Raw genomic sequence first — 26,302 nt, forward strand, 5'->3', positions numbered from 1 at the left:
CATGCGTTGCAGGAGATAGACCTTAGCGTGATAGGCTCAAGTTTCATGAGAGGGTTCCGGGACCCGCGGACAGTGACGGCGGCCCCCGGAGAGACAAGCACACGACCGGAGACCCGGCACAACCGGGAACTGTTCAGGAAGAGAGGAACCAGGTGGCCCAGAAGGAGTGGATCGACAAGGACTACTACGCCGACCTCGGCGTGTCGTCCACCGCGGACGCCGACGAGATCAAGAAGGCGTACCGCAAGATCGCGCGGGAGAACCATCCCGACGCACACCCGGGGGACACCGCGGCCGAGAACCGGTTCAAGACCGCCTCCGAGGCCTACTCCGTCCTCGGTGACAAGGAGAAGCGCGCCGAGTACGACGAACTGAAGCAGATGGTCGCCAGCGGCGGCTACGGCGCACCGGGAGGCGGCTTCGGCGGCTTCGGTGGTGCCCCCGGTGGCGGTGGAGCAGGTGGAGCCGGCGGTTTCGACGGTTTCGACCTCGGCGACCTGTTCAACCGGGCCGGCGGTGGCGGCGGTGGCTTCGGCGACGTCTTCGGTGACATGTTCGGCGGGTCCGGGGCGTCCCGCGGCGGGACGCGTACCCAGCGGCGGTCCCGGGGCGCCGATGTCGAGACCGAGATCACCCTGGATTTCCGTGAGGCGACCAAGGGTGTCACCGTCCCGATCCGGCTGACCAGCCCGGCGGCCTGTACGACGTGCCACGGTTCGGGTGCGACGCCCGGGACCTCGAGCGCCCGGTGCGGCACCTGTTCCGGCGCCGGCGTGGTCTCCGAGAACCGAGGCGCCTTCGGGTTCTCGCGCCCGTGCCCGGACTGCAACGGCACCGGCACCCGCATCGAGGACCCCTGCAGCGACTGCTCGGGCACCGGGCGGGTCACCCGCACCCGGACGATCACGGTGCGCGTGCCCGCCGGTGTCGTCGACGGCCAGAAGGTCCGGCTCGCCGGGCAGGGCGAGGCCGGGGAACGCGGACGTCCCGCCGGTGACCTCTTCGTCACCGTCCACGTGCGGCCCGACGAACTGTTCACCCGCAGCGGCGACGACCTGAAGATGACCGTGCCGGTCAGCTTCACCGAGCTCGCCCTCGGCGGGGCGGTCACCGTGCCGACCCTGGACACCCGCGTACGGGTGAAGATCCCGGCCGGCACCGGGGACGGCACCACGTTGCGCGTCCGGGGCCGTGGCGTGACCAAGCGCAACGGCGCCTCCGGCGACCTGCTGGTGACGGTGAAGGTCGCGGTGCCGAAGAACCTCGACGAGGGCGCGGCGAGTGCGCTGCGTCACTACGCTGAGGAGGAGAAGCGGACCGGCTTCGACCCCCGTGCGGGCTGGTCCGGGAACTGACAGGCAGCTGGTGATTGACGATGAGTGACCGGAACGGAGACGACCCGGGCGAGTCCCGGGAGGTGTTCGTGATCTCCGTCGCCGCGGAGATCACGGGGATGCACGCGCAGACCCTGCGCACGTACGACAGGCTGGGGCTGGTCTCGCCCGAACGCACCAGTGGCGGTGGGCGACGCTACTCCCGCGACGACATCGAGCAGTTGCAGGAGATCCAGCGGCTCAGCCACGACGAGGGGGTGAACCTCGCCGGGATCAAGGCGATCATCGACCTGCAGAACCAGGTGCGTGACCTCCGGGACGAGGTGGACGAGCTGCGGTTGCGGCTCGCCTCGGCCGAGCAGTCCGCCCGGGGCGGGCGTCGTGGTGAGATCGTCCATGTCCCCCGCTCCACCGCGGTGGTGCTGTGGGAGCAGCGCCGCCGCCGGGGACGCGGTGGCGGCGACGGGGGAGAGGACGCCGCGTCGGGCGACGGACGCTGACCGTCAGCGGCGGTCCTGAGCGTCCCGGGCGAAGGTCGCGGGGTCGACGGGACGCCGGGCCCGCGGCATCGTCTCCACCACCAGCAGGTAGGACTCCGTGACGAGCTCGTCGACGAGCCCGGTAGGCAGGGCCCCGGTGGGGTGCAGCGTGATCCAGTGCCTCTTGTTCATGTGGTAGCCGGGGGTGATGTCCGCGTACTGCTGCCGCAGGGCCAGACTGTCGCCCGGGGTGGCCTTGAGGATCACGATCGGCTCGCCGGTGACCTCCGTGTGCAGCATGAACACCTTGCCCCGAACCTTGTAGACGTCCCACTCCGGGCCGAACGGGTGCGTCAGCTCCGAGACGGGGAGCTCCCGGGCGCGTACCCGGGCACGCTCCTGCAGGGCCTCGCCGCCGGTGTCGTCCGGGGGTGTGGTGTTCCCTGTGCTGTCCACGTTGTCCCTCTCCTCATCTGGGTTCGCTTCCGACGGTACATTCTCGGTGGTGGGGAGCGGGGACCTACGCCCCCTGGGGGAAGGTCGTAGGTGATACGGCCGGTCTCGGAGAGGCTGAGGCGGTCGAGGCGGTCGAGGCGGTCGAGGCGCTCAATGTCGTCGACGTCGGTGCGGTAGGGGTGTGGGCGGGTTGTTCCCGTGGCTCCTGATTTCGCGAGACGGCAACCCCGGGGGTTGGTCCCACCGTCCCCTGGGGTTGCTCCGTGGGATGCACGGTCTCCATGGTCTTCACGGTCGAGTCCCACGGGGCACGTTGCTTCGGGCGAGCGCACCCTTGCGATCCGACGATGTCGCGCGATCACCCTCCCAGGCAGGGTTTCGGGCCTGACTGCTGCACCGGAGGGCGACAATCCGACATCGGGGGAGGGGGGACAGGAGGCGCCGGGTCAGTTGGTGGGCTCAGGCAGCACCGCGCTGCCGCTGAACAGCGTGGTGGTGGCGCCACCGACCCGCACGCCGCCGTCCCCGGTCGGGGTGACCCGTACCCGTCCGGTCCGGCCCAGGACGGTGCCCTGGGCGGCGGTGTAGGGGCCGTCCACCACGCCGGTGCGGACCAGCCACTGGCCGACGGAGGCGTTGAGGGAACCGGTCACCGGGTCCTCGCCGATGCCGTCGGACGGGGTGAACGCGCGGATCTCCAGGTCCGCGGGACGGTCCGGGTCCGCGTCGCCGTAGAAGCCGAAGACACCGATGTCCATGTCGTCGACGACGCTGAAGTCCGGCTCCAGGTCGAGCACGTCCCGGGCGCTCCCGAGCTGGACCGCCGCCCACTGTGGGCCGTTGACCACCCACTGGTGGGCGACGACGTCGGACGGGTCGATGCGCAGGGCGGTGCAGGCCCTGGCGAGGTCGTCGTCGGACAGCGGTCCCGACCGGGTCGTGGGCGGGGCGGTGAAGGACAGCGGGGCCGCGGCCCCGGGCTCGTGGTGGACCTCCACCAGGCCCGCGGCGCACTCCTGGACGATCACGTCCGACCGTCGGGGCGTCCCGCCGTTCTCCAGCCACGCGTGGGCGCTGCCGAGGGTGGGGTGGCCGGCGAAGGGCAGTTCCCCGCCCGGGGTGAAGATCCGCAGCCGGTAGTCGGCCGGCGTCCCGGCGCCCCCAGCATCCCCGGTGGGCGAAAGGACGAACGTGGTCTCCGACAGGTTCGTCCAGCGGGCGATGCGCCGCATCTGCTCCTCTGTGAGGTCGTCGGCATCGAGGATCACGGCGACGGGGTTGCCCCGGAAGGGCTCCCTGGAGAAGACGTCGACCTGGGCGAAGCGGTGGTGGGTCATACCCCGGAGTCTAGAGGCTGAAGTCTAGATGCTCAGGTCTAGAGGCTCAGCGTGCCCTGCACGATGAGGACCACGGCGACGGCCGCGGCCACGGTGACGCCCACCGCGATGACCCACTCGAAGGGGTTGAACACCCGTCCACCTGCGCGGCGGCGGGTGATGACGTAGGCGACCATGCCCGGCACGATCAGCACCATGCCCATCAGGACGTACTTCACGTCGGCGGCGTAGAACAGCCACAGCGAGTACACCAATGCCAGGGTCCCGGTGAGCAGGTGCACGCGGTTGGTGCGGGAGTCCACGGTGGGTCCGGAGAGGTCGAACTTCGTCCCCGCGTCCGGGTGGGACAGCCCCTTCCCGCGGGTGCACAGGAACACCAGGTACAGCGCGGAGAACAGGTAGGGGATCAGGTACAGCGACGTCGCCAGCTGCACCATCGTGGTGTAGGCGGACTCGTTGAGGTAGAAGACCACGATGAACAGCTGGATGACCACTGCGGAGAACAGCTGGGCGACCACCGGCGCGCCGCGGTGGTTGACGTACCCGAGCCGGCGGGGCAGCAGCCCGTCCTGCGCCATCAGGGTGATCGGCTCGGCGCACAGCATCTGCCAGGACACGTAGGCGCCCAGCACGGAGATGCACAGGCCGACCGACACCAGCCCGGCACCCCACGGGCCCACGACGAGTTCGAGGACCTCGGCCATCGAGTTGTCGCCCATCGCCGCGAGCTCTTCGCGGGGAGCGACACCGTAGGACAGGAAACTGACCATCACCAGCAGCAGGAACACGGTGAGGAAGCCCAGCAGCGTCGCCAGGGAGACGTCCTTGCGTCGGCGGGCGCGCCGGGAGTAGGTCGACGCCCCCTCGACACCGATGAACGCCCACACCGTGAACAGCATCATGCCCTTGACCTGGTCGGACAGGCTAGACGCCTCATCGGCGTCGGCGCCGAAGGTCGCCGCCGAGCCCCAGAAGTCCGCGGTGAAGACCTCGGTGTGGAACCCGGCGAAGGCCAGGATCCCGAGGAAGGCGAGGATCGGCAGGAGCTTCGCCGCGGTGGTGACCACGTTCAGCACCGCCGCCTGACGGACCCCGCGCGACAGCGCCAGGAAGATCACCCAGTTCAACCCCGAGACGAAGAACGCCTGGACCAGCGACTGCCCGTCGGCGAACAGCGGGACGAAGTGGCCGAGGGACCCGAAGAAGAGGGTGGCGTAGCCGACCTGGGCGATGATGCTGCCCAGCCAGTAGCCCCAGCCGGAGGCGAAGCCCACGAAGTCGCCCAGTCCACCCCGGACGTAGCTGTACACCCCGGAGTCCAGCTTCGGCTTGCGGTGCGCCAACGCCTGGAAGACGAAGGCCACGCACAGCATGCCGATGCCGGTGACGACCCAGCCGATGACCGCGGCACCCGGCGAGGCCACGGCGGAGATGTTCTGCGGCAGGGCGAAGATACCGGCACCCACGCAGGAGCCGACGATCAGGGAGACCAGGGTCGGCAGGCGGACGGTGTCCCGTCGGGCCGGGTGCTCCCGGGTACTGGAGCTGCCGGGGTCTGTGGAGGTGTCAGTCACGGGGAGACAGACTATCCCGGATCAGTGATCTTTCACCAGCGCGTGCAGATGGCGCAGGATAGCGGCACCGTCCTGGCTGATCCCGTTGTGCTCCCACCGGTTGGTGACGTGGGGACGCAGGCCCCGGATCGTCGCGGCGGTCTCCATCGACAGTTCGAACGGGACGAAGATGTCGTCCAGGTAGACCGCGGCCGCCGTGGGCACCTCGGTCTGCCGCAGCTGCGCGGCGTCGTACAGCGGCGTCCAGTCGTCCTTCGCCGCCAGGAGGTCGACGACCGCCTTCCACGGCCGGAGCGCCGGGTCCTCCTCGAACTGCCAGGGGAAGAAGTGCTCGGCGGTGAGGTAGAGGGGACCGTCGGTGCGTCCCGCGTGCTCGCCGAAGCCGGGGACCTCCTCACGGACACGGTGGGCCGACCAGTCCGTGGCACCGTCGACGCCGTAGATCGTCTCGTGGATCACCGCGTACAACGGTGCGTCCGACACGCTGAGGTGCGCGGACAGGCCGGTGAGGAACGGGGTGCGCAGCCGGCGCCGTCCCGCCGCACCGGGGCTGCCCGGGACACTGCGGAACGGGTCCTCCAGCAGGTAGGCCAGCGTGTCGAACCCGCCGGTACGGCCCAGCTCCATGCCCACGGTGCGGAACCTGCGCGAGGTCAGACGCTCCCCGGTGGGCAGCGTCTCCTCGGTGTCGTCGAGGTGACGGCAGATCTCCGCCACACGCTGCTCCGCCCAGGGGAAGCGGGCGTAGAACCGGTCGTTGCGGACCGCGGTCTTGGCGAAGGTCGCCCGGTAGATGTCATCCACCCGGGTGTGTGGGTCGGCGATGTACCCGGGCAGACCGCCGGTGAAGAACGCCTCCCGCACCCCTCCGGGACGCCGCGAGAGGTAGGTGGTGATGCAGAACCCGCCGAAGGATTGGCCGAGCAGCGACCACGGCTCCTCGCCGAGGGCGTCACGGAGCAGTTCGGCGTCCTCGACGATGCTGTCGGCACGCAGCCTGGTCAGGTAGTCGGCCTGGTCCCGCGGCGTGGGGCCGAGCGCTTCGGGGACGGCGACGTCGACCGGCGTCGAGCGTCCCGTGCCGCGCTGGTCGAACAGGAACACCCGGTAGTGGCGGAGCGCCTCGCCCAGCCAGCCGGACAGGACGCCGCCGTCGCCGTCCGCGACGGGCCGGGGAGCACCGTGGCCGGGGCCGCCCTGGAGGAACAGCAGCGCGGGACGGTCCTCGCCGCCGTCGGGGACGTACTCACGGGCGTAGACCTCGATGGTGCGGGGGTCAGGGGAGGTGGACGCGCCGGGGGTGTGTACGCCTGGGTGGACCAGAGGCACGGTCAGGTGGTGCTCCCGGACGGTGTGTCCGTGGCGGCGGGTGGACGTGGTCCGCAGGTCTGGGGAGGCGCTGGAGTTCATGTCGTCCAGTCATACCGGAGACGGCCCGGGACTGTCCTGGGCAGGTGCACTCGCCGGCGCGACCGGTTGGCGTAGCAGGGTGCGGAGCTTCTCCGGTGCCGTCCGGCGTGGGTCGCTGAAGTAGATCTCGTGGTGGGTCCCGTCCAGGCGCAGTCCGTTGGCGGGGAGGAACTCCCCGTGCATCCGCTCCAGGACGGCGGCCTCGTCGTCGAAGGAGCCGATGTGGAGCGTCTGCACGCACCGTCCCTCGGAGAGCTCCTCCAGCCGGATGTCGCCCAGCCGTTCCGGCGTCGCCTTTGTCTTCGCCGTCTTCGCCGTCTTCGCCGCCACCTGCTGTACCGCCGCGTCGAAGATGTCGCGGCCGACCCACGGCGGCACCATGAGCATCATCGTCCAGTACCAGCGCGACTTGTCCCGGGCGGTGGTGAACGCCGCCATGTCCTCGGCCCACCACAACCCCTCCAACGGCGGGACCACGTAGTCGCGGCCCAGGTCGCGCTTGCTGGCGAACTTCATCGCGTACGCCACCGGGTAGAGGGCCTCGAGTGACCGTGGGTAGAGCGGCGAGGTGTTCGGGTCGCCGTGTCCGTCGACCATGATGTACCGGAACGTCGGCACGTCCACGACGCGGAACGTCCCCCGTGTGTCGCGGTAGGCGTCGAGGGTCTTCTTGAGGTCGATCTTGCCGGTGGTCATGCCAGGTCGTAGTCCACGACGACCGGGGAGTGGTCGGAGAGCCGTACGCCGTGGTGGTCCCGGTCGACGCTGTCGCCCACCGCGGCCCGTGCCAGACGGGGAGTGGCGAGGTGGTAGTCCAGCCGCCAGCCCGCGTCCGTCGCGAAGGACCGGCCGAGCCAGGACCACCACGAGTACGGGCCGTCCTCCTGCGGGTGCAGCCGCCGGACGACGTCGACGAGCGTGCGGGCGGACAACTGGTCGCCGAACCACTCCCGCTCCTCCGGCAGGAAACCGTCGTTCTGCTGGTTGCGGCGCCACGCCGCGAGGTCCTGACGCGTGTGGGCGATGTTGAGGTCCCCCGTCAGCAGGAACTCCCGTCCTGCCGCGGTGGCCGCCCGACGGGTGCGGGTGAGGTAGCGGGAGAAGCCGGCCATGAAGGCCATCTTGCGCCTGTAGCGGGCACCGCCGTCCGGCGCCTCGCGCATCCGCCCGGGACGCTGCAGCTCCGCGGGGAGCCCGCCTTTGGGGAGGTAGAGGCTGGCGACCGTGACCGGGTGGTCCGCCAGGTCGACCTCGAGGTAGCGGCCCTGGCCGGCGACCGCCCGCAGTTCCCGGGCCAGCGTCACGCGGTCCGGCGCGGGGACCTCCCGGAGCGCGCCGGGGCCGGCGAGCAGCGCGGTACCGCTCCAGGACCGTACGGCTGCGGGTGCCTGGCGGGTGAGGACGGCGACCCCGTTGCGTCCCGCGACGTCGCCGGTGTCCACCGCCGCGTGGTAGTCGCCGAACGCCCCGTCCGGGAGCTTGTCGGCCTGGGCCCGCACCTCCTGCAGTGTCACCACGTCGCAGCCGCGGGTCGCCAACCAGTCACCGAACCCCCGGCGGTGGGTGGCGCGGATCCCGTTGACGTTGACCGTGGCGACGCGGAGCATGCACCGAGGGTACCTTCCGGCAGTGTGCGGGGACGTCCGGGGACGTCCGGCGGTGTCCGGGGACGTCCCGGTCAGGGGTTCCGGGGACCCCGGGGACCGTAGTCGAACTCGGCGGTCATGGGGCCGAAGGACTTCAGTCCGGCAGGCGCGTCCTCCGGGTCGAGGTGGATCTCGAGGAAGGCCCCGTGGGGGGACTTCTCGATGTCGTCGAGAGCCCTCTCGAGTTCGCCCTCCGTCGAGGCGGAGTAGGACACCATCGTCGTGTCGGGCCGGAACACGGCGGGCAGTTGGCCGTAGTTCCATGCGGCGATGTCGTTGTACGCCGAGTTCATCCCGAGGATCAGGCGTTCGATGGTGTAGCCGCGGTTGTTGACCAGGACGATGACGGGTGCGAGGTCCTCACGGAGGATGGTCGAGAGCTCCTGTGCGGTCAGCTGGAACGAGCCGTCGCCGATGAACAGGAGGTGGCGTCGCTCCGGTGCGGCGAGCTGGCTCCCCAGCAACGCCGGCAGGGTGAAGCCGATCGACCCCCAGATGCTCGAGTTGATGTACTTGACCCCGGACGGCAGCGGGTGCGGGCCGAGGCCGATGGTGGACGTCCCGGCCTCGGTGATGACGACGTCGTCGGTCCGGAAGAACCGGGCGAACCGGGGCCAGATGCGTTCCTGGCTCAGGGGTGCGTCGGGGAGTACCTCCCAGTCCGGCGTCTCCGCCGGAGCGGTGGACGCGGTGGCCGGGGCGGTGGACGCGGTGGCGGCCGGGCCGGTGTCGACGCGTTCGACCAGTTCTTGGAGGAGTTCCAGCACGGTGATCCCCACGTAGTGCTCGCCGTGGATGCTCACGTGCTGGTCGCCGACATCGATTGTCGCCCCGGCCGGCAGGTTGTGGGTGAAGGCGCCGGAGTTGGCCTCGATGAAACGCGGCGTCGTGGTGACCAGGAAGTCGGACGTCTCGACGGCCTCGCGGACCTCCGGTGCGGAGCCCCGGCCGTTGTAGACACCGAGGAACAGGGGACTCTGCTCGTCGAGGAGCCCTTTTCCGGAACTCAGGTGTGCGTAGGGCGTCCCGGTCTTCTCCGCGAACTCCTGGAGCAGCGGGACGAAGCCGTGCCGGTCTGCGTCGAGGTCGGCCAGGATCACCGGCCGGTGGGCGGCGCGGAAGAGCTCCAGGATCCGCTCGAGTGCGGACTCCAGACGTTCCGGGTCGCTGGCGGGGAGTGCGGGGTCGAACGCGGTCTCCGGGGCGTCGATCGTCAGGTGGGAGATGTCGGACGGGAGCTGGACGTGGACGGGGCGCTTCTCCCGCAGGCAGGTGTGCAGGGCGCGGTCGATCTCCTCCACCGCGTTCATCGGGGTGATGCGCACGGCCGCGGCGGTGAACTCGCCGATGCTGTCGAGCATGTTGCGGAAGTTCCCGTCGGCCATGGTGTGGTGCAGGTCGTAGCGGCCCTCGGTGGCGAACAGCGGCGGTGCCCCCGCGATGGAGATCACCGGGACGTGCTCGGCCGCGGACCCGGCGATGCCGTTGAGGGCGCTGAGCTCTCCGACGCCGTAGGTCGTCAGCAGGGCCGACGCCCCCCGCGAGCGTGCGTAGCCGTCGGCGGCGTAGGAGGCGTTGAGCTCGTTGCAGGTACCGACGAAGCGCAGGTCGTCGGTCTCGTCGATCTGCTCGATGAGGTTCAGGTTGAAGTCGCCCGGGACGCCGATCACCTCCGTGATCCCGATGTCCTTGAGTCGTGTCAGCAGGAAGTCACCGATTGTGACGCGCATCGTCATTTCTCCTCTGTGGATTGAAGGTGTCTGGTCCCGTCCGGGCGGGCCGGGGGATGGCGGCGCACCTATGACACCATGGCCGCGGCGTGCAAGGCCACGGGGACAGCCACGGGGACGGTCACAGGTGCTGTGGCGGGGTTCGTCAGTGGGCGGGGACGTCGTCGCGGGCCTGCTCCCCGGTGGCGACGGAGGGGTGCCGCTGTCGCCGGCGGACCCGCGCCACGACCTGGCGGAACGCCATCATCCCGAAGAACACGAGCCCGAAGTAGCCGGTCGAGGGGTAGACGAAGCCGACGAGGTCCTCGAATGGCAGTGTCAGTCCGCCGACCAGGGCGGCGACGGTGAGGACGAGGCAGATGGCGGAGTAGCTGGGACCCGTTTTCACGGGAAACTGGTCGGCCACGGTCCACAGCATGGGGGCGGCCGTGGAGTAGATGCCCAGCAGGGTGATTCCGGAGAAGACGTAGCCCAGCCACGGGGCGAGGTCGATACCGAGCATGACGAGCGGCGTCGCCTGGTCGAATGTCCGGGGCAGCGTCGCGAGCAGGGCCAGCGCGCACACGGCCATGACCCCGCCGTAGACGAACCCGGTCAGCGTGCTGGGCGCCACCGTCGTGCGTACAGCCCGGTCGGTGCGGCCGAGACGGGTCAGGAAGGGCACGGCGATGATCAGGACGGCGGTGCAGTAGAGCACGGTGCCGAGGAACCAGTTGTCGGTGGCCTTGGTCGGCGGGTACTGGGCGAGGTTCTCGTTCGCGTCCTGCAGTGCGCCGGCGTTCTCGATGACGACCCATACGGTCACCACGGCGATGATGACGATGACCAGCGGCCCGATGCGTCCGATGATTTCGACGAGGTTGCGGAAGCCGAGCATGAGGGTGACGGCGACGATGACGGCCATGCTGATGGTGCCGACCCAGATCGGCAGGCTGAAGACGTCGGCGACGAGGGGCCCGGCGCCGGAGAACATCGTGACCGCGATCATGAAGACGAACACGGGGACGCAGATACGCAGGATCGTGCCGAGGAACTTTCCGCAGATGTCCACGAACGGGTCGACCCTGTCGTCGCGGTGTCGCCTGCCCCACTCCGTCAACGACGACAGGATCCAGGAGAACAGGACGATCACGACGATGATCGCGGCCATGCCCCACCACCCGTGGGCGGTGAAGTACTGCATGCTCTCCTGGCCGGTCGCGATGCCGGCGCCGATGAAGAACGAGCACTGGGCGCCCGTGAACAGCAGGATGTGTTTGATGCGGCCGAACACGGTGGAGACGTCCCCGAACGTCTGGTGTTGTGGCCGGGTGCTGGTCGGTGTGCTGGTCGGTGTGCTGGTCGGTGTGCTGGTCGGTGTGCTGTGGTCGGTCATGTCAGATCCCTCCGGGTCGTCCGGGCCGTCCGGGTCGTCCGGCGTTGTCGGGGTGGGGGACGGTGGCGCGCCCCGGTGTCGGTGCCTCCGGTGCCCCCGGTGTGCCGGGGGACGCGGACCCGGTGGTTGCCGGTCCACGAGGGGGCGTCGACGGTGGTTGTGGTGGTGGGACGTGCCGTGTGACCGAGACAGTCATCGGTGCACCTTTCGTGGTGGTGTGGTGGTGGGCGCAGGGGGCGCAGGGGGGCGCAGGGGACGCAGCGGCCGGAGTCGCTGGACGGGCTAGACGTCCCCGTAGAGGGTTTCCACACACGTCAGGTAGGCGTTGGTCGTCGGGGTGACCCCCTTGGCCCGGGCCTGCTCGAGGTTCTCGCGCGTCTTGCGGGGGATGATGTCCTCCACGCGCTTACGCAGGGATTCGGGGGAGGCGTCGGCGCCGTTGAGGTACTCCTCGGCACCGCCGGAGACACCGCCGGTGTTGTGCCACCATTCGGTCTGGAACAGGATCCCGCGGTCCTGGAGCAGCTGTGCCAGACGCTCCTCCTCGGCCTGGTTGGTCGCCTTGATCTGGTTGTTCGCCGGACCGAAGACGTACCGGTAACGGAGCCCGGCGATCGTCGTGTCGTCGAGGAGGCCGCCGATCGCCGCCGGGCAGAAGATGTCGGCTTCGTGGGTGAGGACCTCGTCGACCGGGATCGAGTCCACCGCCGCGTCCGGGTGCTTGTCCTGCAGGGCGGTGACCCGGTCGGCGTCCAGGTCGGAGACCGTGACCAGGGCGCCGGCGTCGATGAGGTGCTCCGCGAGGTACCAGCCGACCTCGCCCAGGCCCATGACGACCGCGGTCTTGCCGGTCAGGTCGTCGTCGCCCTCGGTGAAGCGCACGGCCTCCCGCAGGGCCAGGTAGGTGCCGTAGGCGGTGGGCTTGCCGCTCGCGCCGATCGGCGAGCTCGGGCCGTTGGTGAACTGCATGGAGAAGTGCTCGTTGATGGCGTCGGCCATGGCGGTGGGGAACGCCAGGTCCGGGCTGGTCATCGTGCGGCACCTGTCGATCGCGAAGGCCAGGAAGCCCAGCGCCTCCAGGTCGTCCAGGTCGATCCCGTCGGTGTGGACGGTGGTCTTGCAGCCGCCGAAGTCCAGGCCGGCCGCGATGTTCTTGAAGCTCATCGCGCGGCCGAGGTTGAGCCCGTCGCTGATCACGTCGATCTCCGGGGTGGACAGCGGGTGGCGACGGGTCCCTCCGGCCATGATGGCGTGGTGCTTGTTCCGCAGTCCCAGGCGGCGGCTGTGCTGGTGGCACATGAAGCGGATGTTCTTGCCGGCGTGGAAGTAGGCCTCGATGCCCTCGTGGCGGCCCTGACGCACCAGGTCGAGGACCTCGTCGAGGTAGTCGGCCAGGCCGTGCTCCGCGAAAAGCTCCCGGACCTGTGCGGTGTTGAGGTACTCGCCGTCGTGGCTCAGCGTGGTGTAGGCGGTGAAGTCGGCGTTGTAGCGGGAGAAGTCGGTTTCGGTGTCCCACTCGCGTGCGGCGCACAGGGTGTGCTCGTCGGTGCGCCAGTTGTACTGGAGCTTCAGGGTCGTCAGGCCTGCCTTCTCGAGCGGGGTGAAGATACTGCGGTCCACGTGGTCTCCTTGTGTTCGGTGGTGTCCGACCGGATCACCCGGGGTGGTGTGATCCAGGCCATCGGGATGCAGGCCATGGTCGTGGATCACAGGATGGTTTGTCACCAGCATTCGGTTGAAGTTAGTTTTGACATATGTCGTACAAGAGCAACGGTGCAGGTTGGGACCTCACCCAGGTGCAGAAGCTGGTGGACGATCTCGCGGAGTCGCTGGGGCGGTCGGTGGCGGTCGACAACCCGGCGCTCGAGCTGGTGTGCGCCAGTGCCCAGATCGGTGCGATCGACGACCGGCGGATCGCGGCGATCATCGACCGGTCGTCGCCGCCGGAGCCGGTGCCGTGGATGCTCGGGTACGGCCTGCAGGACGCGGTCTCCCACGTGCGGCTACCGGCCAACCCGGATTTCGATATGCTGGCGCGCGTCTGCTTCCCGGTGCGCCGCAACAACCGTCTGCTGGGGTACCTGTGGCTCTTCGACGAGCCGCCGGTGACCGACGAGGAGATCGAGGCGGCGACGGCGCTGTCGGGCACCCTGGCGGGACTGCTCGGGGGCGGTCCGCACGGCGCGGTCGGCAGGGCGGGCCGCGCGCGGACCCTGACCAGTGACATCCTCGGTGGCGTGGAGGGGGCGGTGGCCCGCGCCGTCGAACAGGGGTACCTGCCCGAGGACGGTGCGCTCGCGGTCCAGGTCGTGCGCCTGGAGGGGCCGGCCGCCCGGCTGGACGCCGTCGGGCAGGGCGATGACGACGTGCTCCAGCGTCTGCTCTTCGAGCTCGGCCGGGTTCACCCGCTCCGGCCGTTCCTCGTGTCGGACGGGGTCGGGGGTGTGGACGGCAAGGACGTGCTGGTCGTCGTCGAGCGCAGCCGTTCGGCGGTGGAGTCCTGCCGGGTGGCGACGGACCTGGGACAGGCCGTGGCCAGCACGGGGGCACGTGTCGAGGCGGTGGGGTCCTCCGAGATCGAGAGCTCGGGCGTGGCCGAGGGGTCGATGCGCAGGGCGCGCTTCCTGTCCGAGGTCGCCGCGTTGGCGGGGCTGGGTGAGCAGCCGTTGTCCTGGGAGAACGCCGGAGCGTGGAGGCTGTTGTACGGGTGGCAGTTGACCGGGGCCACGGTCCAGGCGTTGAGTCCCGAGGCCCACCGGCTCACCATGGCGGGCAACGCCGACCAGTGGCGGACGGCCCTGAGCTACCTCGACCACGGGCGTAACACCACGGCCACCAGCGCCAGCTTGTTCATCCACCGCGCCACGCTCCACTACCGGCTGCAGCGCATCCGCGACGTCGTCGGCGGGGTCCTCGACGACGGTTGGTCGTCGTCGGCGTTCCACATCGCCTTGCGGCTCCATGCGCTGCTGGAGGGGCGGCGACGGGACGGGGCCGCTGTGCCGACCCCGCCGGCGCTCCCGGGCTGGGCGGACGTGTCCGCCCCGCGCAACGACACCGCCGGCTCGCTGACCTGACGGGCGATGCGTGGGGCCGGGGATCCTGGACGGGATCCCGGTCTCCTAGACGGGGTAGCCCTGTACCGGGCCGTCGGTGTTCGGTTCCCACCCCAGCTCCGGGGCGACGTGTTCGGCGAAGGCAGACAGGATCCGCAGGTTGGCGTCCACGCCGAGCTGGCTGGGGATCGTCAGCATCAGGGTGTCGGCCTCCATCACCGCCGCGTCCTGCTTCAGCTGCTCGACGAGCTTGTCGGGTTCGTCGGCGTAGGTCCGTCCGAAGGTGGCGGTGCTGTCGTCGATGTAGCCGACCCCGCCGTCGTCGCCGGAGCCGAACATGCGGCGGTCCGTGTCGGTGAGGATCGGGAACACCGACCTGGACACCGACGTCCGCGGGGTCCAGGTGTGCCCGGCGTCCTTCCACGCCTGCCGGAACAGGCGCAGCTGGTCGGCCTGGAGGTCGGAGAACTCGTCCCCGTTGGCTTCGGTCAGCAGGGTGGAGCTCATCAGGTTGACCCCCTTCTGCGCGGCCCACACGGCGGTGTCGCGCGAACCGGCGCCCCACCAGACGTGCTTACGCAGTGACAGTGACGTGGGCATCACCGGGACCTGCGCATTCGGCTGGTACATCCGCGGGTACTGCTGGTCGAGGGGGAGGGCGGTCGCGATGCCCTGTCCGTCGACGGCGGACATGAAGCGGTCGAACTTCTGCCGCGCCATCTCGGCGCCCTTCGGGTCGTCGGGCTCCGGGTGGTAGCCGAACTCGGCGTATCCGCGGTCCACGGGCTCGGGCGATCCCCGGGAGACGCCGAGCGCGACCCTGCCGTCGGCGAGCAGGTCCAGCTGGGCCGCTTCCTCCGCCAGGTGGAGGGGGTTCTCGTAACGCAGGTCGATCACGCCGGTACCGACCTCGATGCGCGAGGTGCGGGCGGCTGCGGCGGCGAGGATTGGCATGGGGGCGGCGTGTTGCGGGGCGAAGTGGTGCACACGCCAGTACGCGCCGTTGGCACCGATCTCGTCGGCGCCGACGGCGATCTCCACGGCGTTCCTGATGTTCTCCTTCGCGCCGGGCATGGTGCGGCCCGGGGTGGAGGGGCCGGACGCCCCGAGGTCGTAGTGGCCGAAGCTGAGGAACCCGAAGGCTTTCATGACGTCTCCTGAGGGACGGAAGTAGTTGATATGTCAACTATATGGCGTGTCCGGCATCTCCACAAGGCGCTGTGCCGCCACCTGCCCGGCGAGGCGGCCCGCCCGGTTCGCCCCCACCGTCGAGGCCGTCGACCCGTACCCGGCCAGCAGGACCCGCCGGTCGCGCACCACCTCGACCTCGTTGGCCACGGTGATCCCGCCGCCACGTTCCCGCAGGTGAAGCGGTGCCAGGTGGGTCAACGCCGGACGGAAACCGGTGTTCCAGAAGATCACGTCCACCGGCTCCCGGTGCCCCGCGGGGAAAGGCCGCCAGCTGGCAGGCTGCACCAGCTCCTGCTGTGCCACAGGGTCGGCCGCCGGGTCCGGGCCGCCGAAGGTGACCGAACGGGTGTTGATGCCGGTGAACATGCCGCGGGAGACCAGCGTCCCGTCCGCGACACCGTCCAGGTAGGCGGGCAGGGGAGGGATGCCGGTGTTGCGCACCACCGAAGCCGGGCGTCGGCCGCTTTCGGTGTCCGCGCGGACCCGCCGCTCCACGTCGCGTCCCCAGGAGGCGTCGTCGTTGTCGAAGGTGCGCTCCACGAAGTTCGGTGGATGGCGCGTGGCCCACACCGTGGACGCCGCCCCGCCGGGTTCGTGCAGTTCCAGCAGGAACTGCACGGCGCTGAGCCCACCGCCGACGACGAGCACCCGCTCCCCGGCGAAGTCCTCTTTCCGCGTGTAGTCGGTGGTGTGCAGCTGACGCCCGGCGAAGGTGTCGATCCCGGGCACGTAGGGGATGTAGGGGTGCGTCCAGGTGCCGGTGGCGCTGATCAGCATCCTGGTCTGCAGCCGCTCGCACCTCCCGTCGACCACGACCGTCACCGTGAGTGGCCCCGGTGCGTCCCCCTCGACGCGGATCACGCGCGCCGGACGCCGGACCTGCAGGTCGAAGGTCTCCTCGTAGGTCCCGTAGTAGTCCGCCACCAGCCGGGAGGCGGGGATGGCGGGGTCGGGACGTGGCATCGGGAGCCCGGGCAGGTCGGCGATGCCGTGGGCACGTCCCAGGGTCAACGAGTCCCACCGGTGCCGCCACGCCCCGCCGGGCCCGTCGTTGCCGTCGAGGACGAGCATCCCGCGACCCGGGGTGAACCCCCGGCGGGCCAGGGCGTGTGCCGCGGCGAGGCCGGCCTGCCCGGCGCCGACGACGATCACCGGGTACATTCAGCGCACCTGTTCCAGGACGTGGTCGTCGGCGAGGTAACTGCTGTGCGAGTCCCACTCGCCCCGGAACCACAGGTAACCGTCGGTCATGCGCCCCAGGATACGTCCGACCACGCCACCCTGCCGGTCGGCGGGGATCCCGTCGGCGGTGTCGGCCCCGAACCCCGCGGACGTGGGGTCCACCCCGTGCACACCGCCGAGCGCCCCGGTCGCCGCACCGATGAGGTCGCCAGGAGCGCGCCAGGCGTGGACCTCCGCGTCCCCGTCGAGGGCGTCGACATGCAGCTGCCCGGCCCGGTCGACCCCGACACCGGGGCTGCCCAGCAGGTGCAGCGTGTCGGCGGCCAGGGGAGCGGACGGGTCACGCGCCGCCGCCCCGACCAGGGTGGTGCCGTAACTGTGGGCGACCACCTGCAGCTCAGCGCCCTCCGCCGACGTCTCCCGCAGGCTCGACTGCATACGCCGGAGCGCCGGGGCACCGGCACCGGCGTAGGTGGGGCTCATCCCGTGGAACACCGTGCCCGGCGCGGTGTAGCCGTGCCAGGCGACGACGGCGTGTCCGGAGCCGGCGATGCGGCCCGCACCTGCGGCCGAGCCCACCAGGGCACCGTCCGAGGCGGAGCCGACACCGCTGACCAGCGTGGTGACCTTCTCCGCGGTCCGGATGTCGCCGACGACGACCGTCGGTTCCCCGCCGATCTGCTGCACCGACACCCCGACGGCGTCCGGGTCCAGTCCGCGTAACGCCAGCTCCTGCCGGCTGGCGACCACCGCACGGCGCAACGCCTCTTCACGTGAGCTGTCGAGTGACCCGGCCAGTCCCCCGGGAATGGTCACCGACGTGGCGGTGGCCCCGGGGGCGGCGACGAGTTCTGCGGTGGCAGCGGCGGCGTCCGGGGTCCGGAGGTCCACCGCGGACACCGTGGGGGCGTCGCGGACCGAACATGCCGCAGAGACGACCGACGCCGTCGCGCCGTCCACGGTGGTGGCGAGGGCGCGGCAGGCGTGCAGGACCAGTGAGGAGGCGGCCGCGACCGCGTTCAACGGTGGCACGGGCACCGGAGGGGTCACCGTGCCGGCCGGGGAGACCTGCATCCCGGTGGCGCGGGACAGGGACAGGACCGGGGCGACCTGTGCCTTGACCTGGGCGAGCGTTGTGGCGTGGTGGTGCAGGACGGTACCCACCCACCGGGCCGCCACCGACACGGCGAGCAGCCGGTTTCCGGAACCGTCGAGGCGGTGGCGCATCGCGTCCGACGCGCTGCCGGTCCATCCCGGGAGCTCACCGTGCCTCCGCACCGCCGTTCCCGCCGAGTCCGCCCGGTGTGCCGCCGACGTCCACCGTCCGGCGGCCTCGGCGGCGTCTTCCATCGGTGCCGCGGCGAGGTCGTGGACGTCCATCAGCGCCCACCTCCCGGCGTGGTGGCCGTCAACGACGCCGCCGCATCCTGTTCTGCGAGGTCCACGGCCTCGACGAAGGTGCGCAGGTCCCGGCTGACGACCTCGACCACCCGCGCTTCCCCGTCCACCGCCGCGGCGACCCTGCCCGCCCCTTCGGCCAGTGCCGCCACGGTCCGTCCACCCGGCAGGGACGCCGCGGGAGGAACGCCGTCGGCGAGGTGTTCCGCGGTCGCCGCCACCTCGGACGCCTCGGCGTCCAACGCGTGTGCTGTCGCGCTGACCTGTGAAGGGTCGATGCCGAATACGGTCGTCACGGTCGTCATGGTGCCTCCTGGAGCATCCGGTGAACAGCGGTCCACGGAGACTACGACAGGAGCACGCGGAAGGAGAAGGGGCCGCGGCGGCGACGGGCGAACCTGTGGACAACTTTCGTCGAATTCGCCGCGGAACCACCCCGGCCCTGTGCATAACCCGGACGAGGCCGAGGTCAGCCCAGCCGGCCCTCCAGGCGGTCGATGTACCCCCGGCTCGTGGCGTCCAGACCAGTGAAGCTCACCGACTTGCCCCGTCGCGCATACTGCTCGCGCACCCCCTGCAGGGCGGCGACCGTCGAGGAATCCCACACCGTGGCGCCCGAGAAATCCACCGTGACCTCGTCCGGGTCCCCGGCGTAGTCGAACTGGTACACCAGGTCGTTGGACGACGCGAAGAACAGCTGCCCCTCCACCCGGTACCGTCCGCCGCCCGGCCCGTCGGTCTGCACCACCCTGGTCAGGTGCGCCACACGGCGGGCGAACGCCACCATCGCGGTGAGGACCCCGAGGATCACACCGACGGCCAGGTTGTTGGTGAGCACCGTGGAGACCACCGTCACCAGCAGCACCACCGTCTCCGACAGCGGCATCACCCGCAGGGTACGTACGCTGTTCCAGTCGAAGGTCGTGAACGCCACCACCAGCATCACCGCCACCAGGGCGGCCATCGGGATCTGCCCCACCAGGTCTGACAACGACACCGACAGGACGATCAGGAACACCCCGGCGAGGAAGGAGCTGATCCGTGTCCGGGCGCCGGCCTGCTTCACGTTGATCATCGTCTGGCCGATCATCGCGCAGCCGCCCATCCCGCCGAAGAAGCCGGTCACCACATTCGCCGCACCCTGGCCCAGGGATTCGCGTGTCTTGTCCGAGTGCGTGTCCGTCAGGTCGTCCACCAGCTTCGCCGTCAGCAGCGACTCCATCAGGCCGACCAGGGCCAGGGCCACCGCGTAAGGCGCGACGATCCCCAGTGTCTCCAGGGAGAAGGGCACGGACGGCACGCCGAACCCGGGGAAGGACGTCGGCAGCTCGCCCTGGTCGCCGACCGTCGGCACGTCCCAGCTGAACACCATCACCGCCAGGGTGATCAGCAGGATCGACGCCAACGGGGCCGGGAAGTGCGTCGTCAGCCTCGGGAACACGATGATCACCAGCAGCCCGGCCGCCGTCAACGGGTACACCAGCCACGGGACGTCGAACAGGTGCTGCAGCTGTGCGGAGAAGATCAGGATCGCCAGCGCGTCGACGAAACCCACCATCACCGACCGCGGGATGAAGCGCATCAGCTTGGCCACCCCCAACGCGCCCATGACCATCTGCAGCACGCCGCCGAGAATCACCGTGGCCAGGAGGTACTCCACCCCGTGATCGCGGGCGACCGGGAAGATCACCAGGGCGATCGACCCCGCTGCCCCCGACACCATGCCCGGGCGTCCGCCGAGGACCGCGGTCACGCACGCCATGGTGAACGCCGCGTAGAGGCCCATCATCGGATCCAGCCCCGCCACGATCGCGAAACTCAGTGACTCCGGGATCAGGGCGAACGCCGTGACCAGACCGCCGAGGATCTCCACGGTGAGCAGGCGGGGGCTCCGGAGTGCGTCGAGCACCCGGGACGGGGAACGTTGGGCCACAGAAGAACTCACCCGACAATCCTAGACCGGTCACGTACCCTTGGCAGCATGCGCATCGCCGTCATCCAGATGAACTCCGTGCCGGACGTCGACAAGAACCTCGAGAAGATCAGATCCTATATCGCCGGTTCCGCCGAGAATGGCGCTGACCTGGTGGTGTTCCCTGAGGCTGCGATGTTCCCCTTCGACGCGGGCAGGTTGGACGTCGTCGCCCAGCCGCTCGACGGTCCCTTCGCCAGGGCCGTCGCCAAGGCGGCCGCGGACGCCGGGACGACGGCGGTCGTCGGGATGTTCACCCCGGCCGACACCGTCTACCGGCTTCCCTCCGGGGAGTTGCAGGCCGAACCGGTGGAGGGGTCGGGCCAGGCGAACAAGTTCCGTCGCGTCCACAACACCCTGCTGATCACCGGGCCGCAGGGCACGGAGCACTACCACAAGATCCACACCTTCGACGCCTTCGGCTACCGCGAGTCCGACACCGTCAAGCCGGGGACCCGCCGGGTCACCTACGACGTCAACGGCGTGACCATCGGCCTGGCGACCTGCTACGACATCCGGTTCCCCGGACACTTCTACGCCCTGGCGGAGGAGGGGGCCACCGTCATGGTCGTGCCCACCGCCTGGACGGACGGTCCGGGCAAGCTCGACCAGTGGCGCACCCTCACCGCCGCACGCGCCCTCGACACCACCAGCTACGTGGTGGCCGCCGGCCAGGCACGTCCGGGTTCCCCGGAGCGGTACGGCCAGAACGACGGCCCGACGGGCATCGGCCACTCCGTGATCGTCAGCCCCGGTGGTGCACGTCTGGCCGAGTCCGGCTACGTCGCCCAGATCCTCATGGTCGACATCGACCCGAACCACGTGGAGAAGGTCCGCAAGGGACTGCCCGTGCTCAAGGGGCACCGTCAGGACCTGGAGATCGGCCGCCGGGGCACCACCGGGGAGTAGCGGACCGTCACGGCTCGGCGATGATCTGCTCCGGGTCGACGCCGACGTCGGTGAGGATGCGGACCTGTCGGCGGACGGTGTCCGGGTCGTCGCCGGAGACCAGGACGAAGGCGCCGTCGCGTCGTCCGTCCCCCGGCGTCCGTCCCAACGCGGCGTCGAGCGCGGCCTCCGCGGCGGTGACGTGGTCCTCGTCGACCACGACCGGGGTGACGGTGAGCCAGGGGAATCCGGCCTCCAGGCCCCGGAGGTCCCCCAGGCTGTGCAGGTCACGGGAGGTGTCGGCGCCCCAGAACAGGTGCACCGGCGGCGGGTCGTCCAGGCTGGACAGGTCGAGGACCAGTGCCCGCAGGGCGGCGAGTCCGGTGTTCACCGCGATCATCACGACGGTCGCGGGGGAGTCTGCGCCGGTCGGGACCCCAAGGCCGCCGGTCGGGTTGGCGATGACCCACGTCTCGCCGACCTCCGGTTCGCCGGCGGCCGCGGGGCAGTGGAACTCCAGGTAGCCGGCCGGGTTCGGCGGCAGGGCGGAGGCGTACTGGTGCCAGACGTCCGGCATGGCCGGGGTGCGTACCTCCAGTGCCTGGCCCGCCCAGCCGGTCTCCGGCGAGGACGCCTGCAGGCGCACCACGGTGGTCCGGGTGGTGCGGTGTGCGACGTCGAGCACCGTCGCCGACAGGCACGCGGGGATCCCGGCCTCGTCGTCCTCGACGGCGCCCAGGGCGACGATGCGGACGGCGTCGTCCACGACGTGCAGGAGCTCGGTCAGTCCGTCGGGGATGCCCAGCTCGGCGGCGCGACGGTAGGTCAGGCCGACCCCCGGGTAGGGGACACCGAACTCCTCGCAGACGGCACGTCCGGCCGCTTCCGCCGCGGCCTCGTAGTGGGCCAGCGTCACCCCGTACTTGCGCATGTCCCGGCCGATGTCCGCGAGGTCGGCGGTGTGGTCGGCGGTGAACGCCGTCTGGCCGGCGACGATGCCGTCCGCGGCGTGCAGGATGGCCCGGCGCAGCATCTCCGGCGGGACTGGTGCCGGCGGCACGGCCGCACCGGTAGCGGTGGCGGGTGAGTGGTCCGGGGCGAGCGGGGAGGTGAGCGTCCGGAGGTGGTCCCGGGCGCGTGCGGTGATGCCGTCGATGCGTGTGCGGGCGCTCCGGACCGCCGGACCGAGTGCGTCCAGCGCGGCGACGTCGGTGGTCGCGCGTCCCCTCTCGTCTGTCATGGGGACCATTGTGACACGTCGTCGCGGATCCTCCGGTCCACCCGGGAAAAGTGTCGTACATCACACACAGAAAGTAAGGTTGAGTGGAACAGACTCAAGATGACTGGCGTTGGAATGACCGTAAGCGAAAGTTGATACTGACGCGCTAAAGTAGAACCCGGCACGCACACGCAGAACAGGAGACTGACGATGAGCGGATTCACACCCACCACCCGTACCCAGGAGGCACTCCAGGCTGCACTGCAGTCGGCCAGTGCCAACGGGAACCCGGACATCCGTCCGGCCCACCTTCTCGTGGCGATCCTCGACCAGGAGGACTCCATCGCCCGCCCCGTCCTGCAGGCGGCAGGCGTCGACGCCGACGGTGTCCTGCGTGACGCCCGCGACCTCGTCGCCGGCTACCCCCAGGCCTCCGGCTCCGGCCTGGCGAACCCGAACTTCAACCGGGACGCCCTCAACGCCCTCACCGCCGCCCAGGAACTCGCCGAGGAGCTCGGCGACACCTACGTCTCCACCGAGGTGCTGCTCGCCGGCATCGCCAAGGGCGACTCTGAGGCGGCCAAGGCACTGCACGCCCGCGGCGGCACGTTCGACGCCATCCGTGGCGCCTTCGAGTCCGTCCGCGGCAACCGCAAGGTCACCACGGAGGAGCCGGAAGGCCAGTTCCAGGCGCTGGAGAAGTACTCCACCGACCTCACCGCACGGGCCCGCGAAGGCAAGATCGACCCGGTCATCGGACGTGACCAGGAGATCCGCCGCGTCGTCCAGGTGCTGTCGCGCCGCACGAAGAACAACCCCGTGCTCATCGGTGAACCCGGCGTGGGCAAGACCGCCATCGTCGAAGGGCTCGCCCGGCGTATCGTCGCCGGCGACGTCCCCGAGTCGCTGCGGGGCAAGACGCTGATCAGCCTCGACTTGGGCTCCATGGTGGCCGGTGCGAAGTACCGCGGCGAGTTCGAGGAGCGGCTCAAGGCCGTCCTGGACGAGATCAAGGAGGCCGAGGGCGAGATCGTCACCTTCATCGACGAGCTGCACACCATCGTCGGCGCCGGTGCCACCGGCGAATCCGCGATGGACGCCGGCAACATGATCAAGCCGCTGCTCGCCCGTGGTGAACTCCGTCTCGTCGGTGCGACGACCCTCGACGAGTACCGCAAGTACATCGAGAAGGACGCCGCGCTGGAGCGCCGTTTCCAGCAGGTCTACGTCGGCGAGCCGACGGTGGAGGACACCGTCGGTATCCTGCGCGGACTCAAGGAGCGCTACGAGGTCCACCATGGTGTCCGCATCCAGGACTCCGCGCTGGTCAGTGCCGCGTCCCTGTCGGACCGCTACATCACCAGCCGGTTCCTCCCGGACAAGGCCATCGACCTGGTCGACGAGGCCGCGTCCCGGCTCCGCATGGAGATCGACTCGCGTCCCGAGGAGATCGACGACGCCGAACGCGTCGTCCGACGCCTCGAGATCGAGGAGATGGCCCTCAGCCAGGAGACCGACGAGGCCTCGAAGGACCGTCTGGCGAAGCTGCGTGCCGAACTCGAGGACGAGCGTGAGACGCTCAACGGGCTCATGGCCCGCTGGGAGAACGAGCGTGGCGCCATCGACCGTCTGCGTGAACTGAAGGAGGAACTCGACAACCTGCGCACCGAATCCGAGATCGCCGAACGCGACGGCGACTACGCCCGTGTCGCCGAACTGCGCTACGGCCGCATCCCGGAGCTGGAGAAGCAGGTCGGTGAGGCGGAGTACGAGGCAGCCCAGGCCGAGGAGCAGCGCATGCTCACCGAGGAGGTCACCCCGGACACCATCGCCGAGGTCGTCTCCGCGTGGACCGGTGTCCCCGCCGGCAAGATGCTGGAGGGCGAGACCGAGAAGCTGCTGGCCATGGAGAAGGTGCTCGGTGGGCGCGTCGTCGGGCAGGACGAGGCCGTGACCGTGGTGTCGGACGCCGTGCGGCGGTCCCGTGCCGGTGTCGCCGACCCGGACCGTCCGACCGGTTCCTTCCTGTTCCTCGGGCCGACGGGTGTGGGCAAGACCGAGCTGGCGAAGTCGCTGGCGGAGTTCCTCTTCGACGACGAGCACGCCATGGTGCGCATCGACATGTCGGAGTACGGCGAGAAGCACTCCGTGGCACGACTGGTCGGTGCGCCCCCCGGATACGTCGGCTACGACGCCGGTGGACAGCTGACCGAGGCCGTGCGGCGCCGCCCCTACACGGTGGTGCTGTTCGACGAGGTGGAGAAGGCCCACCCGGACGTCTTCGACGTGCTGCTGCAGGTCCTGGACGAAGGGCGCCTGACCGACGGTCAGGGCAGGACGGTGGACTTCCGTAACACCATCCTGATCCTGACCTCGAACCTCGGCGCCGGTGGCTCGGACGAGCAGGTCATGAACGCGGTGAAGGCGGCGTTCAAGCCGGAGTTCATCAACCGCCTGGACGACGTGGTCATCTTCGACGCCCTGTCGGCCGAGCAGCTGACCTCGATCGTGGAGATCCAGGTCGCCCAGCTCGCCGAGCGACTGGCTGCCCGGCGCCTGGACCTGCAGGTTACCGACGACGCCAAGGCGTGGCTCGCCGAGCGTGGCTACGAACCGGCCTACGGTGCCCGGCCGTTGCGCCGCCTGATCCAGAAGGCGATCGGCGACGCGCTGGCGAAGAAGCTGCTGGCCGGCGACGTGCGCGACGGTGACACGGTGCAGGTCGACGTGCCGCGTGTGGACGGGGTCGCCGACCCCACCGCCGACGCACTGGCCATCGGGTCCGTGGAGCACGAGGGGTAGCGGCCCCCGCTCCGGCGGAGAGACAGGCACCGTCCTGTGCCCGCGGTCGATCCTGACTGCGGGTACAGGACGGTGCCTTTCTGCGTACCACGGTCAGGCGTGGCCCCCGCGACAGAGCAACCCCGTAGGACGGTGTGACCGACCTGCGGGGTTGCTCCGTCCCGCCGCCGTCGCGCCGCCGTCGCGCCGCCGTCGCGCCGCCGTCCCGCCGCTGCATGACATCTGTCATGCGGAACCTGTGACATCCGCGGCCCAGCCCATGACAAACCCCTCTACCTGGGGCATCGCGGAACCAGCAGGATGGGGGTCATGACCACGACACCAGCCATCAGCGTCCGGGACCTGACACGCACCTACCAGTCGAGAAAGAAGAAGGACGCCTACACCGCCGTCAAGGGCGTCTCCTTCGACGTCCACCACGGCGAGGTCTACGGCCTGCTCGGCACCAACGGCGCGGGGAAGACCTCCACCCTGGAGATCGTCGAGGGGCTCGCCGCACCCACGGCCGGCACGGTCCGTGTCCTCGACAAGGACCCTGTCGCCGACCGGGCGTGGATCCGTCCCGAACTGGGCATCATGCTGCAGTCCGGTGGCCTGCCGAAGGAGCTCACCGTCGCCGAGACGATGCGCATGTGGGCGGGCACCTGCTCCACCCCGCTGCCGGTCGACGGCGTCCTCGACGAGGTCGACCTGGGCCACCGCACCGACGTCCGCGTCGGATCACTCTCCGGCGGCGAGCAGCGGCGCCTCGACCTGGCGTGCGCGCTGCTCAACGACCCCAGCGTGATCATCCTCGACGAGCCGACGACCGGGCTGGACCCGGAGTCGCGCAGCCGCACGTGGGAGCTGCTGGGGTCGTTGAAGAACCGTGGCGTGACCATGATCCTCACCACCCACTACCTGGAGGAGGCGGAGCGGCTCGCCGACCGGATCGCCATCATGGACCGGGGCGTGATCGCCGTGGAGGGGCGGCTGGACGACCTCGCCGCCACCGAGGGTGCCGAGATCAGCTTCACCCTCCCGCAGGCCACGGGTGGACGCGTGCAGGACGTGTTCCCGACGTTCCCCGGCGCGCAGGTCACCCGCGACGGTGACGATCTGCGTATCGAGACCTCGGACCTGCAGCGGGATACCCACCGGCTGCTCGACTGGGCCGCCGCCAACGACGTCACCCTCGGCCACTTCTCCGCCCGCCCCGCCAGCCTCGAGCGCGTCTTCAGCAAGATCGCCGGCGCCGACACCGCTGTCTGAAA

At 70.2% G+C, this 26,302-nt stretch carries 21 protein-coding genes; 6 read left to right on the plus strand and 15 right to left on the minus strand.

The genetic code is table 11. The annotated features are described in order from the left end of the window. Nucleotides 1-152 precede the first annotated feature (152 nt). Nucleotides 153-1,355: a molecular chaperone DnaJ gene (gene dnaJ / locus MUN33_RS00615; RefSeq protein ID WP_244802974.1), complete on the plus strand. Its 1,203-nt coding sequence runs from the start codon at nucleotides 153-155 to the stop codon at nucleotides 1,353-1,355. Between the two features lie 20 nt (nucleotides 1,356-1,375). Continuing rightward, nucleotides 1,376-1,834, plus strand: a complete 459-nt coding sequence (locus tag MUN33_RS00620) for a heat shock protein transcriptional repressor HspR (RefSeq protein WP_244802975.1) — start codon at nucleotides 1,376-1,378, stop codon at nucleotides 1,832-1,834. Nucleotides 1,835-1,837: 3 nt separating this feature from the next. Here MUN33_RS00620 and MUN33_RS00625 read toward each other — a convergent pair whose 3' ends face one another. From MUN33_RS00625 to MUN33_RS00665, 9 genes are all read right to left on the minus strand, one after another. Continuing rightward, on the minus strand, nucleotides 1,838-2,269 hold the full coding sequence (locus MUN33_RS00625; protein WP_244802976.1) for an MmcQ/YjbR family DNA-binding protein: 432 nt from the start codon (nucleotides 2,267-2,269) through the stop codon (nucleotides 1,838-1,840). A gap of 446 nt (nucleotides 2,270-2,715) precedes the next feature. Continuing rightward, on the minus strand, nucleotides 2,716-3,606 hold the full coding sequence (locus MUN33_RS00630; RefSeq protein ID WP_244802977.1) for a PhzF family phenazine biosynthesis protein: 891 nt from the start codon (nucleotides 3,604-3,606) through the stop codon (nucleotides 2,716-2,718). Nucleotides 3,607-3,644: 38 nt separating this feature from the next. Then, nucleotides 3,645-5,180: an amino acid permease gene (locus MUN33_RS00635; RefSeq protein WP_439647813.1), complete on the minus strand. Its 1,536-nt coding sequence runs from the start codon at nucleotides 5,178-5,180 to the stop codon at nucleotides 3,645-3,647. 21 nt (nucleotides 5,181-5,201) lie between these two features. Continuing rightward, entirely contained in the window at nucleotides 5,202-6,590 is a 1,389-nt protein-coding gene (locus MUN33_RS00640) for an alpha/beta fold hydrolase (RefSeq protein ID WP_244802978.1), read from the minus strand. Between the two features lie 9 nt (nucleotides 6,591-6,599). Next, nucleotides 6,600-7,286, minus strand: coding sequence for a GyrI-like domain-containing protein (locus MUN33_RS00645; protein WP_244802979.1), 687 nt, complete (start codon nucleotides 7,284-7,286; stop codon nucleotides 6,600-6,602). Beyond that, the gene (locus tag MUN33_RS00650) at nucleotides 7,283-8,197 is read right to left on the minus strand and encodes an exodeoxyribonuclease III (protein ID WP_244802980.1); all 915 of its coding nucleotides are present in this window, start codon (nucleotides 8,195-8,197) and stop codon (nucleotides 7,283-7,285) included. Before MUN33_RS00650 ends, MUN33_RS00645 begins: the two co-directional genes overlap by 4 nt. A gap of 71 nt (nucleotides 8,198-8,268) precedes the next feature. Continuing rightward, nucleotides 8,269-9,966 (minus strand): alpha-keto acid decarboxylase family protein, encoded by a 1,698-nt coding sequence (locus tag MUN33_RS00655; RefSeq protein WP_244802981.1) that lies wholly within the window; start codon nucleotides 9,964-9,966, stop codon nucleotides 8,269-8,271. A 145-nt stretch (nucleotides 9,967-10,111) separates the two neighbouring features. Next, nucleotides 10,112-11,341 carry a YkvI family membrane protein gene (locus MUN33_RS00660; RefSeq protein ID WP_244802982.1) on the minus strand — a complete coding sequence of 410 codons (1,230 nt, stop codon included), beginning with the start codon at nucleotides 11,339-11,341 and terminating at the stop codon, nucleotides 10,112-10,114. 282 nt (nucleotides 11,342-11,623) lie between these two features. After that, a complete protein-coding gene (locus MUN33_RS00665; RefSeq protein WP_244802983.1) occupies nucleotides 11,624-12,961 on the minus strand; it encodes a Glu/Leu/Phe/Val dehydrogenase family protein in 1,338 nt (445 codons plus the stop codon). Nucleotides 12,962-13,095: 134 nt separating this feature from the next. On the opposite strand from MUN33_RS00665, the gene MUN33_RS00670 reads away from it, so the two are divergent. Beyond that, nucleotides 13,096-14,418, plus strand: a complete 1,323-nt coding sequence (locus MUN33_RS00670) for a helix-turn-helix domain-containing protein (protein WP_244802984.1) — start codon at nucleotides 13,096-13,098, stop codon at nucleotides 14,416-14,418. Between the two features lie 45 nt (nucleotides 14,419-14,463). Here MUN33_RS00670 and MUN33_RS00675 read toward each other — a convergent pair whose 3' ends face one another. The 5 genes from MUN33_RS00675 to MUN33_RS00695 all read right to left on the minus strand — a co-directional run bounded on the left by MUN33_RS00675 (nucleotide 14,464) and on the right by MUN33_RS00695 (nucleotide 20,113). Then, nucleotides 14,464-15,546: an LLM class flavin-dependent oxidoreductase gene (locus MUN33_RS00675; protein ID WP_244802985.1), complete on the minus strand. Its 1,083-nt coding sequence runs from the start codon at nucleotides 15,544-15,546 to the stop codon at nucleotides 14,464-14,466. A 33-nt stretch (nucleotides 15,547-15,579) separates the two neighbouring features. Continuing rightward, the gene (locus MUN33_RS00680) at nucleotides 15,580-16,749 is read right to left on the minus strand and encodes an NAD(P)-binding domain-containing protein (RefSeq protein ID WP_244802986.1); all 1,170 of its coding nucleotides are present in this window, start codon (nucleotides 16,747-16,749) and stop codon (nucleotides 15,580-15,582) included. Beyond that, nucleotides 16,750-18,150 carry an alpha/beta hydrolase gene (locus MUN33_RS00685; RefSeq protein ID WP_244802987.1) on the minus strand — a complete coding sequence of 467 codons (1,401 nt, stop codon included), beginning with the start codon at nucleotides 18,148-18,150 and terminating at the stop codon, nucleotides 16,750-16,752. Continuing rightward, complete coding sequence (locus tag MUN33_RS00690) at nucleotides 18,150-18,464, minus strand: hypothetical protein (RefSeq protein ID WP_244802988.1); 315 nt, start codon at nucleotides 18,462-18,464, stop codon at nucleotides 18,150-18,152. Before MUN33_RS00690 ends, MUN33_RS00685 begins: the two co-directional genes overlap by 1 nt. A gap of 173 nt (nucleotides 18,465-18,637) precedes the next feature. Beyond that, nucleotides 18,638-20,113 carry a SulP family inorganic anion transporter gene (locus MUN33_RS00695; RefSeq protein ID WP_244802989.1) on the minus strand — a complete coding sequence of 492 codons (1,476 nt, stop codon included), beginning with the start codon at nucleotides 20,111-20,113 and terminating at the stop codon, nucleotides 18,638-18,640. A 36-nt stretch (nucleotides 20,114-20,149) separates the two neighbouring features. Between MUN33_RS00695 and MUN33_RS00700 the strand changes: the two genes are divergently transcribed. Beyond that, on the plus strand, nucleotides 20,150-21,049 hold the full coding sequence (locus MUN33_RS00700) for a carbon-nitrogen hydrolase family protein (protein ID WP_244802990.1): 900 nt from the start codon (nucleotides 20,150-20,152) through the stop codon (nucleotides 21,047-21,049). 7 nt (nucleotides 21,050-21,056) lie between these two features. Here the strand turns inward: MUN33_RS00700 and MUN33_RS00705 are convergent, their stop codons facing one another. Further along, nucleotides 21,057-22,268 carry a ferredoxin reductase domain-containing protein gene (locus MUN33_RS00705; RefSeq protein ID WP_244802991.1) on the minus strand — a complete coding sequence of 404 codons (1,212 nt, stop codon included), beginning with the start codon at nucleotides 22,266-22,268 and terminating at the stop codon, nucleotides 21,057-21,059. 189 nt (nucleotides 22,269-22,457) lie between these two features. Here MUN33_RS00705 and clpB point away from each other — a divergent pair, with 189 nt between their 5' ends. Both clpB and MUN33_RS00715 read left to right on the plus strand, forming a co-directional pair. Further along, on the plus strand, nucleotides 22,458-25,049 hold the full coding sequence (gene clpB, locus MUN33_RS00710; RefSeq protein ID WP_244802992.1) for an ATP-dependent chaperone ClpB: 2,592 nt from the start codon (nucleotides 22,458-22,460) through the stop codon (nucleotides 25,047-25,049). Nucleotides 25,050-25,358: 309 nt separating this feature from the next. After that, a complete protein-coding gene (locus tag MUN33_RS00715) occupies nucleotides 25,359-26,300 on the plus strand; it encodes an ABC transporter ATP-binding protein (RefSeq protein WP_244802993.1) in 942 nt (313 codons plus the stop codon). The last annotated feature ends 2 nt before the right edge of the window (nucleotides 26,301-26,302 follow it).

This window comes from Corynebacterium kalidii, from assembly GCF_022869005.1.
Lineage (GTDB): Bacteria > Actinomycetota > Actinomycetes > Mycobacteriales > Mycobacteriaceae > Corynebacterium > Corynebacterium kalidii.

Excerpts from the sequence above, each read along its gene's own strand:
- MUN33_RS00620 (WP_244802975.1), top strand. The coding sequence starts at position 1,376 with ATGAGTGACCGGAACGGAGACGACCCGGGCGAGTCCCGGGAGGTGTTC.
- MUN33_RS00630 (WP_244802977.1), bottom strand. The coding sequence starts at position 3,606 with ATGACCCACCACCGCTTCGCCCAGGTCGACGTCTTCTCCAGGGAGCCC.
- MUN33_RS00640 (WP_244802978.1), bottom strand. The coding sequence starts at position 6,590 with ATGAACTCCAGCGCCTCCCCAGACCTGCGGACCACGTCCACCCGCCGC.
- MUN33_RS00645 (WP_244802979.1), bottom strand. The coding sequence starts at position 7,286 with ATGACCACCGGCAAGATCGACCTCAAGAAGACCCTCGACGCCTACCGC.
- MUN33_RS00650 (WP_244802980.1), bottom strand. The coding sequence starts at position 8,197 with ATGCTCCGCGTCGCCACGGTCAACGTCAACGGGATCCGCGCCACCCAC.
- MUN33_RS00655 (WP_244802981.1), bottom strand. The coding sequence starts at position 9,966 with ATGCGCGTCACAATCGGTGACTTCCTGCTGACACGACTCAAGGACATC.
- MUN33_RS00660 (WP_244802982.1), bottom strand. The coding sequence starts at position 11,341 with ATGACCGACCACAGCACACCGACCAGCACACCGACCAGCACACCGACC.
- MUN33_RS00670 (WP_244802984.1), top strand. The coding sequence starts at position 13,096 with ATGTCGTACAAGAGCAACGGTGCAGGTTGGGACCTCACCCAGGTGCAG.
- MUN33_RS00675 (WP_244802985.1), bottom strand. The coding sequence starts at position 15,546 with ATGAAAGCCTTCGGGTTCCTCAGCTTCGGCCACTACGACCTCGGGGCG.
- MUN33_RS00680 (WP_244802986.1), bottom strand. The coding sequence starts at position 16,749 with ATGTACCCGGTGATCGTCGTCGGCGCCGGGCAGGCCGGCCTCGCCGCG.
- MUN33_RS00685 (WP_244802987.1), bottom strand. The coding sequence starts at position 18,150 with ATGGACGTCCACGACCTCGCCGCGGCACCGATGGAAGACGCCGCCGAG.
- MUN33_RS00700 (WP_244802990.1), top strand. The coding sequence starts at position 20,150 with ATGCGCATCGCCGTCATCCAGATGAACTCCGTGCCGGACGTCGACAAG.
- MUN33_RS00705 (WP_244802991.1), bottom strand. The coding sequence starts at position 22,268 with ATGACAGACGAGAGGGGACGCGCGACCACCGACGTCGCCGCGCTGGAC.
- clpB (WP_244802992.1), top strand. The coding sequence starts at position 22,458 with ATGAGCGGATTCACACCCACCACCCGTACCCAGGAGGCACTCCAGGCT.
- MUN33_RS00715 (WP_244802993.1), top strand. The coding sequence starts at position 25,359 with ATGACCACGACACCAGCCATCAGCGTCCGGGACCTGACACGCACCTAC.